Source organism: Candidatus Symbiopectobacterium sp. NZEC135, from assembly GCF_025962695.1.
The window spans coordinates 1-16,950 of the sequence record NZ_JAGFPF010000075.1; the positions used below are offsets into that span (position 1 = coordinate 1).

The following is a 16,950-nucleotide window of genomic DNA, read 5'->3' on the forward strand; positions in this document are numbered from 1 at the left end:
ATTGAGGTGTGATCCAGCCTGTATTTGTTTGAGAAATGTGATAGAAAATGGATTGTGCGGCATTATTTTGCCTGACCTGAATCAATTCAGCTCAGGACATTTGTTATAATATGCTTAAAAAGGTGAGCGACGGTTCGCCACGGCGATCCGTCCGATAGAAACATCCTGCAAAACTACATCTACAAGTCCAGAGGTTGTCATGATCAAGAAAATCGGAGTATTGACGAGCGGTGGCGATGCGCCAGGCATGAATGCGGCGATTCGCGGCGTAGTACGCGCGGCGCTGACGGAAGGTTTGGAAGTCTACGGTATCTATGATGGCTATCAGGGCTTGTACCAGGATCGCATGGAGCAGTTGGACCGCTACAGCGTGTCTGATGTTATCAATCGCGGCGGCACCTTTTTGGGGTCGGCGCGTTTCCCCGAGTTTCGCGACGATCACGTGCGTGAAGTCGCGGTACAGAATATGAAAAACCGTGGTCTGGACGCACTGGTGGTGATCGGCGGTGACGGCTCCTATATGGGGGCCAAGCGCCTGACCGAAATGGGCTTCCCGTGTATTGGCCTACCGGGCACCATCGATAACGATGTGGCAGGCACCGACTACACCATTGGGTATTTCACCGCACTGGAAACCGTGCTGGAGGCCATTGACCGCTTACGCGATACCTCTTCTTCTCACCAACGTATTTCCATCGTTGAAGTGATGGGACGCCACTGCGGCGATCTGACGCTGGCCGCCGCGATTGCCGGGGGCTGTGAGTTTATTGTATTGCCGGAAGAAGAGTTTAAACCGGATGATCTGGTGTGTGAAATCAAGGCCGGTATCGCCAAAGGGAAGAAACACGCGATCGTTGCCATCACTGAACACATTTGCAACATTGACGAGCTGGCACGCTATATTGAAAGAGAAACCGGGCGCGAAACGCGTTCTACGGTGCTGGGTCATATTCAGCGCGGCGGTTCTCCGGTCGCTTATGACCGTATTCTGGCGTCGCGTATGGGCGCGTACGCTATTGAACTGCTGCTGCAAGGCTACGGCGGTCGCTGCGTCGGGATTCAGAACGAAAAAATGGTGCACCACGATATCATCGATGCCATTGAGAACATGAAACGGCCCTTCAAGCGTGATTGGCTGGAGACGGCAAGAAAGCTGTTCTAAATCTGCTGTCTGTACTTTTTCGCGATAAAAGCCATCCCGCCGTATGACGACAGGGTGGTTTTTTTTCTTGGTGCGGTAGCCTGTCGGGAGTGTGTCAGGTTGCTGTCAGGTCGCTGTCGTGTTCGCGGCAGCTAAGCGGGCGTAGGTTGAGGCTGTGTTTTTATTGCTTTGAAAAATAGCTTTAAAAAATAGCGTTGAAAAAACAGCCATGAGGAAAACAACCATGAATACCCATCCGATTAAAACGTTACGCCTGGCCCGCGCCTGGTCCCAAGAGCAACTGGCGGAACTCTCCTCCTTGAGTGTCAGAACCGTTCAGCGTATTGAGAATGGTGAGCGTGCCAGTCTGGATACGCTCGGTGCCATCGCCGCGGCGTTTGGCGTGAATGTTACCGAGTTGATGACGGAAGAGAGTGAGCAAACCCTGAGCGGAGAATCGCTTGAGCTGCGCGTTCAGGCAGCAAAACGTCAGGTGCGACAAGAGAGCCGTTTCTGGCGCTCACTGGTGGTTTATGTTGTGGTCAATCTGGTGCTGTTCGTGGTGAACCGAATGACATCGCCGGGCTCCCACTGGTTCCTGTGGCCGCTGCTGGTCTGGGGCAGTTTTCTGGCGCTGAATGCTGTAAGGGTGTTCTGGCTGCGCGATCGTTGGCAGCGCTGGGAGCAGGCGCGTGTACAGCGGGTGCTGCGTAAGCCATAATAGCGTCGTACACTTAAACGGGTAGGGCTGGCATTGAGCCAGCGTAATAGAGAGATAATAGAGGTCTTCGCATGACAAAAGTGACCGTTGCCGCAACGCAGATGGCGTGTTCCTGGGATCTGCCCAAGAATATTGAGAATGCCGAAAAACTGGTGCGACAGGCGCACGCCAAGGGTGCTCAAATAATCCTGATTCAGGAACTGTTCGCCGCGCCTTACTTCTGTATCGATCAGAGCCCTGAGCACTATGCTCTGGCACAAACGCTGGAAACCAGCCCGCTTATCAAACACTTCTCCGCACTGGCGGCGGAACTTGAGGTGGTATTGCCGCTGAGCTTCTTTGAGCGCGCCAATAACGCTTATTACAACTCGCTGGTGATGATCGACGCTGACGGTAGTGTGCTGGATGTGTACCGTAAAACGCACATCCCCAATGGCCCGGCGTATCAGGAAAAGCAGTTCTTTATCCCTGGCGATACCGGCTTCAAGGTGTGGCAGACCCGTTACGCCAACGTGGGTGTGGGTATCTGCTGGGACCAGTGGTTCCCGGAAACGGCGCGCAGCCTGGCGTTACAGGGCGCAGAGCTGATCTTCTATCCTACCGCTATCGGTTCTGAACCGGCTTACCCGGATATCGACAGCCAGCCGCACTGGACGCGGGTGCAGCAGGGCCACGCGGCTGCCAATCTGGTGCCGGTAATTGCCTCTAACCGTATCGGGACTGAAGCAAGCAAATATATTGATGGACTGGAAATGACCTTCTACGGTTCTTCTTTCATTGCCGATCAAACCGGTGCGCTGTTGGCGCAGGCGAACAAGACGGATGAAGCGGTGCTGGTGCACACCTTCGATCTGGACGCGATCGCCGCTCAACGCGCCAGTTGGGGGCTGTTCCGCGACCGTCGCCCTGAGATGTACACGGCGCTCGGTACCTCTGACGGCAAGACCCGGAGATAATCGATGTCACTTTCGACTCTCACATCAATGCCGCGTCAGGATGGTTTTTTTATGCCCGCCGAATGGGCACCTCATGATGCGATGTGGATGATTTGGCCCTATCGGCTGGACAACTGGCGCAATAACGCCTTGCCCGCGCAGCAGACGTTTGCCGCAGTCGCACAGGCGATTGGCCAGAAGACGCCGGTGATCATGGGCGTGCCCGCGCAGCAGATGGCGCAGGCGCGTAGCCTGATGCCTGCAACGGTGACGCTGGTTGCGATGGAAAGCGATGACGCCTGGATGCGCGATACCGGGCCGACCGTGGTGCTGAACGGTAACGGTGAGCGCCGGGGTATCGACTGGCAGTTTAACGCCTGGGGCGGTGAGCTGGGCGGGTTGTACGACGACTGGCAGCAGGATGAGCAGGTCGCACAGCAGGTGCTGGCGCACCACGGCGACGCACGTTATGCGGCTCCGCTGATTCTGGAAGGCGGCTCTATTCACGTTGATGGTGAAGGCACGCTGTTGACCACGGCAGAATGTTTGCTGAACCCGAATCGCAATCCGCATCTTAGCAAGGCTGAGATTGAGCAGTTAATGCGTGACTACCTCAATATTTCCACCATTATCTGGTTGGAAGACGGAGTGTATAACGACGAAACCGACGGTCACATCGATAACATGTGCTGCTTTGTGCGCCCTGGAGAAGTGGCGCTACACTGGACGGATGATGAAAACGATCCGCAGTATGCGCGCTCTGTCGCCGCGTATCGGGTCTTATCCCAGGCTCGAGATGCGCAAGGGCGTGCGCTGAAGATCTGGAAGCTGCCTGCGCCGGGTCCGCTCTATGCCACGGAAGAGGAAGCGGCGGGAGTCGCATCGGGTGATGCGATAGAACGTTTAGCCGGTTCGCGTCTGGCGGGTTCTTACGTGAATTTTCTGATCAGCAATCAGCAGATTATTTTCCCGTTATTGGATACGCGTACCGATGATACGGCGCGTGATCTGCTGCAACAGATGTTCCCAGATTACGCCATTGTGGGCGTGCCTGCGCGCGAAATTCTGTTAGGTGGTGGCAACATTCACTGCATTACTCAGCAGATTCCGTCGGCTCGTTAAGCCAGTTTCTCTATCATAAAAAAGCTCCGGTTGTTACCGGAGCTTTTTTCGTCTCTGACAGTGACCTATTTGGTCGGCGCGTTATCCAGATTATCCGCAGGCAGTTCACCGGGCAGATAGCCTGGCAGTCGGCCTGCGGGGATGATCGCCATCATAGACAAGAAAGCCATGATCAGCAGACCAAACTTCAGCGCTTTCAGGCGCGATTCCTCGTTAACGCGTACTGCTTCCGCCACTTGTTCCGGCGTAGCTGTGGTTTGCGACAGCACAGTGAGCAGACGGTCATTGCTGATAAAGTTAATATTATCCAGATTCACCTGTGCCTGAATTTCAGGCGTCAGCACAGGCGTTTGCACAATGTTGCGCATCACGCTGGAACTGAGCAGACCGACCAACAGTGCGCCAGCCACGGCGGTACCAATCGCATTCGCCAGATTGTTGGTGGTGCCGCGCAGTGAGCCGACGTCGCCCGCCAATTCTTTCGGTGACGCACTCACCAGCACGTTAAACAGCAAGGTGACCAGTGAGCCCTGACCGATACCGAACGCCACCAGACCAAACAGCACCGCGAACTCACTCCAGTTGTTACGCACCACAAAAGCGAGCCACAGCAGCGAAAGGGTACAAATGATGAAGCCGTAGCGGCCAATCTTTTGCGGTGTCAGCTTGTGGTAAAAGCGCACGATAAGCGTTGCGGAGAAGAACACGGACAGGTTGAACGGCATCATGGCGATGGCGGTTGCCAGCGGCGTGCTGCCCTGCACAATTTGAATGTAGAGCGGCACGGAAAAGTTCAGCATCGCTTCCAGTGCGACCACCGCAAACATGGCGACCACGGCGGCCCGCTCTGTGGGTGAGGTGATCACTTCCAGCGCCAGTAACGGGGTTTTGCCTTTTTCTTTTATGCGTCGCGTCCAGACTACGAAGAGCTGACCGAGCACGATACCCAGTGCGATCATAAAGGGCGCTGGAGAGAAGCCAAGCAGGTCGAAAGGCGCAGCGTCCCGTACCAGACCCATGCCCCAGCGGTTAAGGTTGTTGAAGCCGAACGACAGCAAAATGATGGAGCTTGCCGCCAGTACCACACCGACAATATCAATGCTGACCTCTGGCCGGCCCTTATCCGCTTTCATGCGGAAGCTGAGAAAGAAAATGACAGCGGATAAGACGATCAGCAGACCAAACGCCGGACGCCAGCCAATATAGGTGCCCAGCACGCCGCCAATCAAAAATGCTGCCACACCCGCACCGGCGCGTGCCGAACCCAGTGTGCCTAGCGCGGTGGCTTGTTGTGCACCGCGATAATTCTCCGCAATCAGCGCCACCAGTGAGGGCACCAACGCTGCCGCCGTCAGGCCACTGAGTGCCTGTGCGCTGATCATGATGGTGGCGTTAGGGCTGAAGGTCATCATCACCTGAGCGACGCCGAACAACAGCACGGTAGAGCGGAAGATGATCAGTGGGCCAAACCGCTGGTTGAGTTTTGCACCCAACATCACGAAACCGGCGACGGACAGTGAATAGACGACAATACCGGTTGCGATGGTGGTGGGGGGAACATTGAAACTGTTCACCATACCGCCCAGCGCCACGGGAAGCGAGGCGACGTTGAATGACATCAGAATCTGGGCGAGTGCGATGGTGATCATCGGTACCCATGACGCCTTCTCGTCTGTCACTGTGTGCGGTGTTGATTGATTCACCATAATGGTTATCCCCTTATTATCCTTGTCTTTTTGTGAGTTTTAGCGTTGTTGGCGTGGTAGCGATGATCAGCCTTTTTCGGTGTAAGGTTCGGAGACGAACATATCCATACCCAGGCTGCGAGAGAGAAAACGTGCGGCTAACTGGCCTTTGACGCTGTTGCCCGCGCCGTCAAGCAAGGGCGCAAAGGTACCTAAACCCCCCTTGCCGGGCGAGACAGTAACGATGCCGCCGCCAATGCCACTCTTGCCGGGGAGACCGATATCGTAGAGCCAGTCACCGGATGTCTCATACAGCCCGGCGGTGACCATCACGGCCAGAGCATAATGGCACACGTCATTGTTGACCACGCGATCGCGGGTGACCGGGTTGACGCCACCATCGGCCAGCGTTGCCCCCATCACCGCCAGATCGTGGGCGCTGATGTTGAGTGAGCATTGGCGGGTATATAAATCCACGGCGATGGCCGGATCGCAGCCGAGTCGACCGTAGCTGTAAAGCAGATTAGCGATACCGCGATTGCGGAAATTGGTCTCACTGGCAGATTGATACACTTCCTCATTAAGCGTGAGTTCTCTGCCCGCGAAACCGCATAACCCGCTGTATATAAAATTCCATTTCTCGTCGCTGGTGTTGCCGGGGATCAGGCTGGTGGTGGCGATAGCTCCTGGGTTCACCATCGGATTAGTGCGGGCGTCTGCGGTAAACTCAACGGCTGTGACAGAGTTGAACGGCATACCGGTACTGTTTACGCCCAGCTTTTCGCGCGCGACGCGGGCACCCAGTGCCTGACACACCAGCGCAAAGACGAAGGGCTTCGATACGCTCATGATGGTGAACTCATAATCCACATCACCCGCAGCGTGTACCACGCCGTTAGTGCCAACCATGCAAATGCCATAAAGCGTGGGAGGTACGCGTTCAAGGGCAGGATAAACCTTAGAAACGACGCCCTCATTGTTTTGCCCAAAACGCTGGTGGGCTTCCTGAATTAATTGTTTAACGGTGTCCTGGTCCGGCAGATGTCCGGTTGAAACATAAGGGCTGAAAGTATTGTTGGATTCGTCAAAGGGCATGGTGATATCTCCGTAATAAGCCGCCATTTCCTTACTTATCAATTTAATAGGGGGCATCATTGAAGTACCAGCTCCCCTCATAGAGCGTAGTACAGTGTGGCATGATGATTACGGTGTGATTTGAGACGTATACGTCTTGAGGTAAAAGGTCGGTTTTATAGAAAATTATAAATACGCAGGAATTTAAGAGATTTAATCCTGTAAAGGGGGGTTTTTCTTTTCATAAATAAAAATTTTAATTTAGCGAAGTGAAAAATTCACTGCGAAGTATTTGTTTTGTGGCATGAAGTTGTGCAAAGGTTTCAGAAAAGGAGTACAGCGAGGGGCGGAGCAAGAGAGTAAAACAGCGCATCCGTAACACAGACGCGCTGTTGTAGTATTATCGCATTACGCGCGTTTGGCTTCTGCGGCGGCTTTTACGATCACGGCAAAAGCATCGGCTTTCAGTGACGCGCCACCTACCAGTGCGCCGTCGATATCCGGCTGCGTGAAGAGTTCAGCGGCGTTGGCAGCGTTGACCGAGCCACCGTACTGAATGATGACCTGATCGGCGACGGCTTTATCCTGCTTGGCGATATGGTCACGGATAAACTTATGTACCGCTTGTGCCTGAGCCGGGGTCGCTGATTTTCCGGTGCCAATGGCCCATACCGGTTCGTAGGCGATAACCGCATCGTTAAAAGCGGTGGCACCCAATGTGCTCAATACCGCATCCAACTGACGAGCGACAACCGCTTCGGTTTCACCGGCTTCGTTTTCGGCTTCGGTTTCACCGATACACAACACGGGGATCAATCCGGCTTCTTTCAACACGCCAAATTTTTTCGCAATGAATGCATCGCTTTCTTTGTGGTAGGTGCGGCGTTCGGAGTGACCGATGATAATGTATTTTGCACCGATATCTTTCAGCATGGTGGCAGACGTTTCGCCGGTGTAGGCGCCGGACAGGTTAACATCGACATTCTGTGCACCGAGGGCAATGCGACCACCGGCCAATTGATGATTTGCCTGATCCAGATACAGCTCGGGCGGCGCGATGGCGACGTTGCAGCCAGTCACTGTGCTGAGTTCTTTACGCAAACCGGCGATCAGCTCGATAACCATGTGCGTGCTGCCGTTCAGCTTCCAGTTACCCATGACTAATGGATGACGCATCTTTTTTCCTCCGAATAGGGATAGCAAGTAATTTTATTTTTCAGACAGTATAGAGACCAAACTCGCGAGAAGCTCGGATTTTCATCACTCAATGCCAGCGCGATCACGGTTCAGATAGCGTTAGCTTAATCGGTTCAACAGCGAATGTTATCCCTTTTTCCCCATTATCTGCCACTACATATCGCAATGCGCCTTCCGTTTGTTGGTAAAAGCCCTGACGTTTGCCGATATCCAGCAATTCCGTGACCTTCTTGCTGCTTTGCTCCTCGGAGAGCGAGGGAATGAAATGGCGCAGCAGCGCAGCCATATACTGAATGGCCTGCGCGCGTCTCGCGCCGGTTTCAGGATCGCCCGCCAGCGGGTGGTAGGTCAGCTGCATGGTTTTTATTTTGCCAGTGCCCCGTTCCAGGGCGGTAGAGGCGTAAAGTTGGGCATTGATTCTGCTCGCCGCTCGTGTCAGCGGTCCGGCGGCCTCACCGGTATCCACTGTACGAAACTCTCCTAGAGGTAACGCGGGGTTGCTGAGGTTATAGCGCGTGCGAAATTGTGGGATAGTCTGGTCAAATGTTGGCGCGTCGGGCATCAGGTACGGTGCCACCGTGGCGTCTTTTGACGGCACAAGGGGTTGCGCGTGAACCTCCGGTCCAGACGTCAGTAAAAGCAGGAGTAACGCTGGGGCAACGAGTCGTATAGTCATAGTTCCGCTATTGAGGTGTTCCGTTTTCAAAAGAGAGCGTTGTCAGAGCAGGATCGGGGGCACTGACAACGGGCGCTTGTCTGATTAAAGCGGGATTTGGGCGCGATTGTCAAAAGGCGCGTGCTGGCACAACCTTGTCGAACCATTCTGTCAGCAAGTGGTTTTCTCCTTAAGAATAAATGCGTCGATAAGAGAATATACAATAGCTTTTCTTTGTTAGCGTTATATTACGCATTGTTGTTTATTTGTGGTTGTAGGGTGAATAAATATTATCAACCAAAATGAGAGATTATTAACAGTATTTAAAATATTCGCGATAATGTATCACGGTATACGTAAGTGACGATCTCCCTTGATATATAACCCGTTAACGGGTGTGTAAATTGCATTCGTTTTAACATAATAATATAGAGTATTGAGGGGAGCGAAATGAGCGTAAAATCAATTTTAACTGCCGCTATTCTTTCGTGTTTTGGGATGACCGCGAATGCGGAGCAAGTCATGGACACGGATGTGGTGGTGGTCGGTGCCGGGGCATCAGGGTCTGCGGCAGCCTATGCATTAACCGAACAGGGTCTGAAAGTTATTAATCTGGAGAAACTTCCGCAAACCGGGGGAACCGGACAATTTTCGGAAGGGATATTTGCGGTAGAAAGTAAAATACAGCGGGAAAATAATCATGTATTTACCCGCGATCAGGCTTTCAAGCTAGTGATGGATTACAGCCACTGGCGACCTAATGCCAAGCTGGTACGCAATTATATTAATAAATCAGCGGATACCATTGATTGGCTACAAGATCTCGGCGTTCATTTTGAGAAGCTGACCTCGAATTATCCCGGCGGTTATTATACCTGGCATATTTATCAGGGCCGTGGGCGCGCAGTGATTGATGTTCTGCAACAGCATTTTGCCGAAAAGGGCGGGAAATTGCTGGTGAAAACGGCAGGCAAGCAGCTGATTACCGATGAAAAAGGGAAGGTCGTAGGGCTCATGGCAGAAAGCGCTACCGGGGAAGCTATTCGTATCAATGCCAAAACGGTGGTTATCGCTACCGGTGGTTTCGGCAGCAATAAAGAGATGCTGACCGAGTATACCCGCTTCCCCGATGTGGAAGTGGTCGGTATCCCAGGGAAAGTGGGGGACGGCATTAACATGGCCTGGGCAGCCGGTGCGGCAAAGGATGGTCGTGAATTTATCAATATGTCCTATCGTCCGGGGCCGTCAAAAGAGTCCACTACCAACCATTACGCGGCTTCTGCCAAACAGCCCCATTTGTGGCTCAACACCAAGGGCGAACGCTTCACCAACGAAGCCAATATTGAGCAGTGGCCATTTGCTGGCAATGCCCTGGAAAATCAGGGTGGAACCATGTTTGTGTTGTATGACGAGGACACCAAAAACTACATGGTCGATCACGGCATTGATGTCGGCGTTGGCGTGATGGTCCCCGTTGCCACCAAACTCACCAAACTGGAAGAGCACTTTGCTAAAGGTGAGGCGGCCGGAAAAGCATTCCGTGCAAACTCCATCAAAGAACTGGCGCAAAAAACCGGCATGGATTACCAAACGCTGAAAGACAACATTGAACGCTATAACCAGTTTTGCAACGTTCGCCACGATGAAGATTTCGTGAAAGATGCCCGCTATCTGCGCCCTGTGGCGAAAGCACCGTTTTATGCGGTGAAGAGCGTGGCAACCTCCCTCGGCACCTTGGGCGGCGTGAAGGTGAACGAAAAATTGCAGGCAGTTGATGATAAAAACGTCCCGGTTTCTGGTCTGTACGTGATCGGCAACGATGCCGGCGGCATGTACGGTGACAGTTACGATCTGGTGATGGCAGGCAGCACCGTTGGCTTTGCCATCAACTCGGCGCGCATTGCGGCGGAGAATATTGCGCAAGACCTGGGAGCAAAAAAACCACTGGTCATAAAAGCCAGCGATAAAAAGAGTTAATTGCTTTTCTCCTGAAACGCACTCACAGATTCACTCGGGTTGATTCAACCTGAGTGAATCAACTTACGATACAATAACGATTAATCATTTCATAACATTATATTCAACAAACGCAGTTAACTTCCTCTCCCGTCGATTATGTTATGCAACATGTCAACGACGTTATTTACCTTCATTTATTTCCTCGGCCTTTCGGCGTAAAAACACGTTGGTAAATGAATACTGCGAACATAACAAAATGTGGTTTGACGCGGTAGTAATTCTTAACAGGAATCGGCAGACTGAAGCGCATAGCCGGATTCGATGCTTTTCTACGATGAATTATCTTTTGATGTATTTATATCATTCCACAAAATAGGGAAATAATAATGAGACACATTTTCCAACAAATACCCTGGATATACCCGAAAGATATTGCTGAACTTCGCGAGTTATATCAACGGCATGGTACTCTGGAACATTATAAAAAAGGCACCATCATCAAGAGTCGTGGGGAATCGCAGCGGTTATTCTACTTGGTTAACGGGCTTTGTATGTATTATGCCAACTATGTTGAGAATAACCCGATGTCATTCTCACTGGTGCTGCCAGAACGCACGATGGGGGATATCACTTGTATTACCAAACAGCATGTTAATGTTACTACCATTGTGATTAGGGATGCAGATATTCTGGTGGTGCCACCCGATATTTTACTGGATGCCATGCGGCAGAATGCTGAACTGGCGATAAAAATATGCCGTCACGTTGTAGCCAAACAGGAGAGCAGCCTGGAGGCGGTCATCACCAACACCAGCTGTGAACCTGCGCAACGTCTTAAGATTTTGCTAAAAAGCATGTTACTGGAAGGTGGCATTAAGCCTAAAGCTGGCTGGTATACCGTGCCCCTGACGTTGACCCATGAGGAATATGGTCAGATCATCAACGTGACTCGCGTCACCATTTCCAGAATACTGACACATTGGCAACGTGAAGGGCTGATATGCCGGGAAAATAAAACGATCATTGTCCATCATCGGCTGTTTGATGATGTGTATGACTGGTTGAGTTATTTTCCTGAAAAATAACGCGTGAAGCTTTCATAGATGGCTAATGCTTTTTATATAAATATATTTGTAGTAAATGAACATGATCAAAATTATTCAATGCGCATGAATTTACACGTGACAGATGCGATTTATATTATTAATGCATCACTATTTTACAGGCTAAATTCTATTATTTTTAGCATTATATTCTTTTGTTTTTCTTACCTTCCTGTTTTTATGTGTCTTTTGATTTATTTGAACAATTCAATACCTCTGCATACACTCAACTCGGAAACCCTATTCTTGAAAAACATATCAAGATATTTATTAGTCAACTAATTACTGAATTGATATGAGGTATTACGATGCCACAACCAGCATATACCCGAATGGCGTATACCAACCCTACAACCACCACCCCGGCAACGAGTTTGTATCTGCGCCACAGGATTGGTAATAACCCCGATAAAGAGTCATGGATCTATTATTATGAGCCCTATAATAATAATGTTGTTACCTTGCCAAGATTACCTATTTTCTCGGAAAAAAATGGAAGTAATTCTCAAAGTGCGAGAGATTACTGGTATTTTTATCTAATCACTGATAGAGGTACATTTAAGATATCAGACGGATTTTATTGTTCATTTACCAGTAGTGACGGTAACACAAATAGATGTGATGTTAATATCTCTGACATGAAGTTTAGAACGTATTTTTATAAACCAAATGGCAGCCCAGGCTCAACCGGGTGTAATGAGAGCATTTTATCATAATTAGGAGGTTTTATGAGCAGTTGGGATCAATTTTATCAACTGAGTGTGTTAGAAATTGATTTTAAAGACTCACTTAGTACCAGTGCCGTTATTTATGGTAATGGCCGTAATCAGGTCGCCATTTCTATTCATGTAAGAGTCATGTCATCGGTCACGACTGTTTTGCCGTTGACGGAGCAAGAAGTATTCGATGCCATTTATCTCTGTAACTACCGTGATGGTTCCAGGTTATCAAGTGATTGGCAACTTTCTAAAACGCCTGGAGATTATGTTGGAGCGGTAAATTATCTGAGTGCCAATAGTGCAGATTCACTGACACCAGGAGATAACTTTCTGACCTGTTATCTAAGCTGTGGAAAAGCAATACCCAGTACCTTGATTGCATTGGGGATCGACATTCCGGGAGTCGGTAGGTTTGATACCTCCGAACATGGCACCAATACCTTAAATGGGTCTGGTGGTGAAAGTGGTAGTTTTTTCAAAAACCCTCAGAATATCACCATCTCTGCACTCGAACCTATAAATTATAATCTTCCATCGAACTTATCCATTTCTAATGGATGGAAAAATTTCAGTCAAATGAACTTAATTTCTGATACGTTGCCTTGCAATATCAGTTCAAACCATTCACCTGAGAATGGCAGTGAGGGTTCTGTTAATAAAGGGAAAGCATATTACAGTACGCTGCGAATATTTACCAAAGAAAGATGGCCGTTTCGGGCTAAAAAAATAGTGAACCCCGTGCATACACTTATGGGCTATACGCTTGCTGGACGAGATGGGGTTAATGGTGCGGATCTCGTATTTGGTTTAAATACGCGTGATGAACATAATCCCACCCCAGTTCAAGTGTTTGACACTAGTATTGTCTTTGTCGATACGACCACGTTTGGTGTTCTTTCGTCAAACAACGGTGGTTTGTCTATATCAGGGGCTAATAAACAGTACAGGCAAACAACATGGAAATTAAAAATCCCGCTCAATGCTCAAACTTATCCTAATAACGTCGATAATTCATCTGTTAGTGTATCAATGATACATATCAGGCATTGTGCATATTTTTATACGGGTGAAGAGTGGGTAAACGATGAGTTGAATGGATTGCTTGATCAAGTTATTACGGTATGGGACATTTATGGCAACATAGGAAGTATTGTTTTATCTGTAAGTAGCAATAAGGAGAATATTGGTGAGTTAATTGTTAATGGAGTCCCTGTCTCCAGTTATTCTTAATATGATTTTTTTTGATCACTATAGGCTGTGTGCATAGAAAATTTCGCATGCTTGTGAATTTATATCGCATTATACGTGGGCTGATCATGAACAATACATTCTCGTCGCAATCCGGCAATTTTGTCGGTGCTCTGGAAACGCAGGTTGATCCCCGCACGGGGCAGTTTATGGTTAATTTTCCATTAGCCACCCTGGTGGGAAATAACCAACTGGGGCCTGAGCTTTCTTTGTCGCTGCGTTACTCGCCGTTAAATACGGCGAATGCGGGGTTTGGCAGAGGCTTTGGTATTGGACTGACCCAGTTTAATAACCGTGATAACCTTTTGGAGCTCAGTGACGGTGAACAATATCGGGTTATGCCTGGCTCGGACGTTGTACGTAACAAGAAGCTGGATAATTTTCGATTCTCTTATACTAACGGATTTGATGCGGCTGCCGGATTTACTGTTGTATGGAAAGACGGGAAACGGGAAATATTAACCATTACCGATGATGGTCAAACGTTCGTGACAACCAGCGTAATTTCGCCCTTGGGACGAACAATGACGTTATTCTGGAATTGGAGTGGCCAATATTCCCGGTTGTCCCGTATTGATGATGAGTTCAGAACGTTATTACGGGTTGAGTATAGTTATGCTGTCAATATGGTTTTCTGGCCGAACTCACCTGATGAATATCAGGTTTTATTTGAGCTGATTAATGACACCTGGCTGAATACGCTGCATCGCCAGGTCTCTGATACCGAAAGCCTGCGCTGGTATTTTGAATACGATTCTATTGACGGCACGTCAAACCTTTTGCTGACGGGGGTGCGCTATCCTACCGGAATGACGGATAAAGTGGATTACAGCCAGTTACAGGGGTTGCTATTCCCGGCAAACTCCGGTCTGGGGCGTTTACCTGCGGTACTTTCTCATCGCCGAAGCCCGGGAAGTGGTCAGCCTGATACCCTGACATACTACAGTTACACGGCCCATAATTTTTTGGGTTACAACGGCAACTTTGGCACCTGGTCGGCAAACAGTGATTATATCTATACCACGCTGACGGATTATACCTACGGTTCGACACAGACGGTGTCTTACGGTAATGAGAGTATTACGGTCACCCGCATCTACAATAACTATCACCTTCAGGTGAGTGAAGAGACGATGCGGCAAGGTTATCTCTACCGCACTGATTTTACCTATTATGCCGAGCAGGGCGTTTTTATTGATGGCCAGCCGCCGCAATTCCAACTCCCCCGTGAAAAGAAGGAAACCTGGACGGATATCAATGGTACGCGCCGGGTACAAACCACGGTGACCGCCTTTGATCAAAGCGGCAATCCCACGCGGGAAGTGGCTCCCGACGGAACGGAAACCGTGATGACCTGGATTGCCATGGAGCCCAACGGTTTTGTCCGCTTTATGCAAAATCAGACCGTAATTCCTCGCAATACCGCGTATGCGGCTCCCGTCAGGCGAACCCATTACACCTATAAAACGCTGGGGTCGGCCGGGCGCGTGGTGCAGGATCAGGCGTCAGACTATGCCGACAATGTTCTCCTGAGTCGGAGGGTGTATGCCTACAATCAAACCATCGGTAATGCAGAATATGGCCGGATAGCGCGTATCACCGATACCCACTATGAAAATGGTGAGGCTTCCGCGGCATTTACCAATAGTCAGTCCTTTACGACCTTAATTACGCAGGGGGTGATGCACCAATCCATCACCTTTATCGGGTATGACGGTTTGCAATTGTTCTCAAGCCGTGAGCAATCCGTTTATTCGGGCCTGCTGCTACGTGACACCAGCCCACAGAATGTGACGGTACAATACGCCTACGATCGGTTGGGTCGTCCCCTGCAAAGAACGCTTGCAGCGGGCTCGGCGTATGAAAATATCACTACCTGGTTATATACCTTGGGCACGAATGGCCCGGAAACGACGGAGACAGATGCCTCGGGTAATCAGCTAAAAACCCGGTTTGATGGTATGGGCCGCGAAATAGCAACGTTGCGTCTGGATAAGGACACGACACAGCAGTGGTTCAGTGTCTCATCGCACAATTACAACATTTTTGGTGAAACTCAGGGTGGCTCTGGGAGTGACTGGCTGACCGGAACGTCCAAACGTTTTTATGTGGATATGGTTGCGGCCCGGGATGGCTGGGGAGCGGTCAGTTCGCTGGCTTTTTCCGATGGCACCAATGAGCTGCAAAACCTCGATATGGTGGGGTTGACCCGGCGCGTGAACAGCACCGGAAACCGTAATGGCAGTACGTTGCGTTCCGGCCTGCTGACTACCGTGTTTGACACACTGAGTTATCTGCCCGTTACGGAGAGTAAGACATCGGTATCCGGCAGCCCGCAAGGCAGCCGCCACTACGCGTGGGATGGGCTAGGGCGTTTGCGGCTGGAGACGGACGAGCGCGGCAATGAAACCGGTCGCACCTACGATGCTTACGATCGCGTACTGACGCAGAGCCTGCCGGACGGCAGCGTGGTAACGCGGACTTATGCGCCCCAGTCCGCAGAAGAGCTGGTGATCGCCATCAGCGTGACCGGTCCGGATGCGGCAGGCAGCCCGCGAACCTGGCTGCTCGGAAGCCAGGAATTTGACAGTCTGGGCCGGGTAACCCAACGCCTCAGCGGTGGGCGACTGACCCTGTTTACGTATCAGGGCGCTTCCCCGGTTCCTACCACGGTGACCCAACCCTCCGGCAGCCTTATCACGAGCACCACCATTCCTGAACTGGGTAATGCGATCAGCAGTGTGACGGCGGGCGGTGTGATCCAGACCTTTAGCTATGATAATCGCACGGCCGATTTGCTGAAGGCAAAGGAAGGCGGAACAGAAAATACCAATACGTGGAATCCGTCCGGTAGCCTGAAAAATGAGGCCTTTGCGCGAAATGGTGCTACCCGTACAGCCGCACACACTTACACGCTGGAAGGGCAGCCAGTCACCTACACCGATATTACCGGCAAGCTGACGCGCTATGAGATGGACGACTTTGGGCGCATGATCACCATTACCGATCCGGCGCTGCAAACCACCCTGCAGTACGATGCGCTCGGGCGCTTGGCGTCTCAGGTGGTGACGGATACCGCGACATCATCGGTTTTGACCACCTCGCTGGGGTACGATGATTTTGGCCGGGAGGTGACGCGCACGCTCAGTGACAATAACGACACCGTCATTACCCTGACACAGACTTGGCTGGAGAATAACCTGCTGGCAACGCGCACGACGGTGCGCAATGGCAGTCAGATACGGGCAGAAGTCTACGATTACGATACGCGCAATCGTCTGGTGAGCTACAGCGCCACGGGCAGCAGTTTGCCGCCAGATGCCTATGGTCATGTCATGTCAGGGCAAACCTACCGTTATGATGCGTTGACCAACCTGACGTCGGTGACGAC

At 50.8% G+C, this 16,950-nt stretch carries 13 protein-coding genes; 9 read left to right on the forward strand and 4 right to left on the reverse strand.

Features of this window, described 5'->3' with window-relative positions:
- Positions 1-199 precede the first annotated feature (199 nt).
- From pfkA to aguA, 4 genes are all read left to right on the forward strand, one after another.
- Complete coding sequence (pfkA, locus tag J5224_RS21530) at positions 200-1,162, forward strand: 6-phosphofructokinase (protein ID WP_264627300.1); 963 nt, start codon at positions 200-202, stop codon at positions 1,160-1,162.
- Between the two features lie 223 nt (positions 1,163-1,385).
- The gene (locus J5224_RS21535; protein WP_264627301.1) at positions 1,386-1,862 is read left to right on the forward strand and encodes a 2TM domain-containing protein; all 477 of its coding nucleotides are present in this window, start codon (positions 1,386-1,388) and stop codon (positions 1,860-1,862) included.
- A gap of 71 nt (positions 1,863-1,933) precedes the next feature.
- Positions 1,934-2,818: an N-carbamoylputrescine amidase gene (gene aguB, locus J5224_RS21540; protein ID WP_264627302.1), complete on the forward strand. Its 885-nt coding sequence runs from the start codon at positions 1,934-1,936 to the stop codon at positions 2,816-2,818.
- A gap of 3 nt (positions 2,819-2,821) precedes the next feature.
- On the forward strand, positions 2,822-3,919 hold the full coding sequence (aguA, locus tag J5224_RS21545; protein ID WP_264627303.1) for an agmatine deiminase: 1,098 nt from the start codon (positions 2,822-2,824) through the stop codon (positions 3,917-3,919).
- A 65-nt stretch (positions 3,920-3,984) separates the two neighbouring features.
- On the opposite strand, the gene J5224_RS21550 is transcribed toward aguA, so the two are convergent.
- The 4 genes from J5224_RS21550 to J5224_RS21565 all read right to left on the reverse strand — a co-directional run bounded on the left by J5224_RS21550 (position 3,985) and on the right by J5224_RS21565 (position 8,551).
- Positions 3,985-5,625: an MFS transporter gene (locus J5224_RS21550; RefSeq protein WP_264627304.1), complete on the reverse strand. Its 1,641-nt coding sequence runs from the start codon at positions 5,623-5,625 to the stop codon at positions 3,985-3,987.
- 66 nt (positions 5,626-5,691) lie between these two features.
- A complete protein-coding gene (glsA, locus tag J5224_RS21555) occupies positions 5,692-6,699 on the reverse strand; it encodes a glutaminase A (protein WP_264627311.1) in 1,008 nt (335 codons plus the stop codon).
- Between the two features lie 387 nt (positions 6,700-7,086).
- Positions 7,087-7,854 carry a triose-phosphate isomerase gene (gene tpiA / locus J5224_RS21560; protein WP_252320161.1) on the reverse strand — a complete coding sequence of 256 codons (768 nt, stop codon included), beginning with the start codon at positions 7,852-7,854 and terminating at the stop codon, positions 7,087-7,089.
- 103 nt (positions 7,855-7,957) lie between these two features.
- Positions 7,958-8,551 carry a YiiQ family protein gene (locus J5224_RS21565; RefSeq protein ID WP_264627305.1) on the reverse strand — a complete coding sequence of 198 codons (594 nt, stop codon included), beginning with the start codon at positions 8,549-8,551 and terminating at the stop codon, positions 7,958-7,960.
- Between the two features lie 429 nt (positions 8,552-8,980).
- Between J5224_RS21565 and J5224_RS21570 the strand changes: the two genes are divergently transcribed.
- The 5 genes from J5224_RS21570 to J5224_RS21590 all read left to right on the forward strand — a co-directional run.
- Positions 8,981-10,507, forward strand: a complete 1,527-nt coding sequence (locus J5224_RS21570; protein WP_264627306.1) for an FAD-dependent oxidoreductase — start codon at positions 8,981-8,983, stop codon at positions 10,505-10,507.
- A gap of 368 nt (positions 10,508-10,875) precedes the next feature.
- Complete coding sequence (locus tag J5224_RS21575) at positions 10,876-11,574, forward strand: Crp/Fnr family transcriptional regulator (protein WP_264627307.1); 699 nt, start codon at positions 10,876-10,878, stop codon at positions 11,572-11,574.
- Between the two features lie 326 nt (positions 11,575-11,900).
- Positions 11,901-12,308 (forward strand): hypothetical protein, encoded by a 408-nt coding sequence (locus J5224_RS21580; protein ID WP_264627308.1) that lies wholly within the window; start codon positions 11,901-11,903, stop codon positions 12,306-12,308.
- Positions 12,309-12,320: 12 nt separating this feature from the next.
- Positions 12,321-13,541 carry a hypothetical protein gene (locus J5224_RS21585; protein ID WP_264627309.1) on the forward strand — a complete coding sequence of 407 codons (1,221 nt, stop codon included), beginning with the start codon at positions 12,321-12,323 and terminating at the stop codon, positions 13,539-13,541.
- Between the two features lie 86 nt (positions 13,542-13,627).
- On the forward strand, positions 13,628-16,950 hold a 3,323-nt coding region (locus J5224_RS21590), incomplete at its 3' end, for an RHS repeat domain-containing protein (protein WP_264627310.1).

Coding starts and splice junctions, on each gene's coding strand:
- pfkA (WP_264627300.1), top strand. CDS start 200: ATGATCAAGAAAATCGGAGTATTGACGAGCGGTGGCGATGCGCCAGGC.
- J5224_RS21550 (WP_264627304.1), bottom strand. CDS start 5,625: ATGGTGAATCAATCAACACCGCACACAGTGACAGACGAGAAGGCGTCA.
- J5224_RS21580 (WP_264627308.1), top strand. CDS start 11,901: ATGCCACAACCAGCATATACCCGAATGGCGTATACCAACCCTACAACC.
- glsA (WP_264627311.1), bottom strand. CDS start 6,699: ATGCCCTTTGACGAATCCAACAATACTTTCAGCCCTTATGTTTCAACC.
- aguB (WP_264627302.1), top strand. CDS start 1,934: ATGACAAAAGTGACCGTTGCCGCAACGCAGATGGCGTGTTCCTGGGAT.
- J5224_RS21585 (WP_264627309.1), top strand. CDS start 12,321: ATGAGCAGTTGGGATCAATTTTATCAACTGAGTGTGTTAGAAATTGAT.
- J5224_RS21570 (WP_264627306.1), top strand. CDS start 8,981: ATGAGCGTAAAATCAATTTTAACTGCCGCTATTCTTTCGTGTTTTGGG.
- tpiA (WP_252320161.1), bottom strand. CDS start 7,854: ATGCGTCATCCATTAGTCATGGGTAACTGGAAGCTGAACGGCAGCACG.
- aguA (WP_264627303.1), top strand. CDS start 2,822: ATGTCACTTTCGACTCTCACATCAATGCCGCGTCAGGATGGTTTTTTT.
- J5224_RS21575 (WP_264627307.1), top strand. CDS start 10,876: ATGAGACACATTTTCCAACAAATACCCTGGATATACCCGAAAGATATT.
- J5224_RS21535 (WP_264627301.1), top strand. CDS start 1,386: ATGAATACCCATCCGATTAAAACGTTACGCCTGGCCCGCGCCTGGTCC.
- J5224_RS21565 (WP_264627305.1), bottom strand. CDS start 8,551: ATGACTATACGACTCGTTGCCCCAGCGTTACTCCTGCTTTTACTGACG.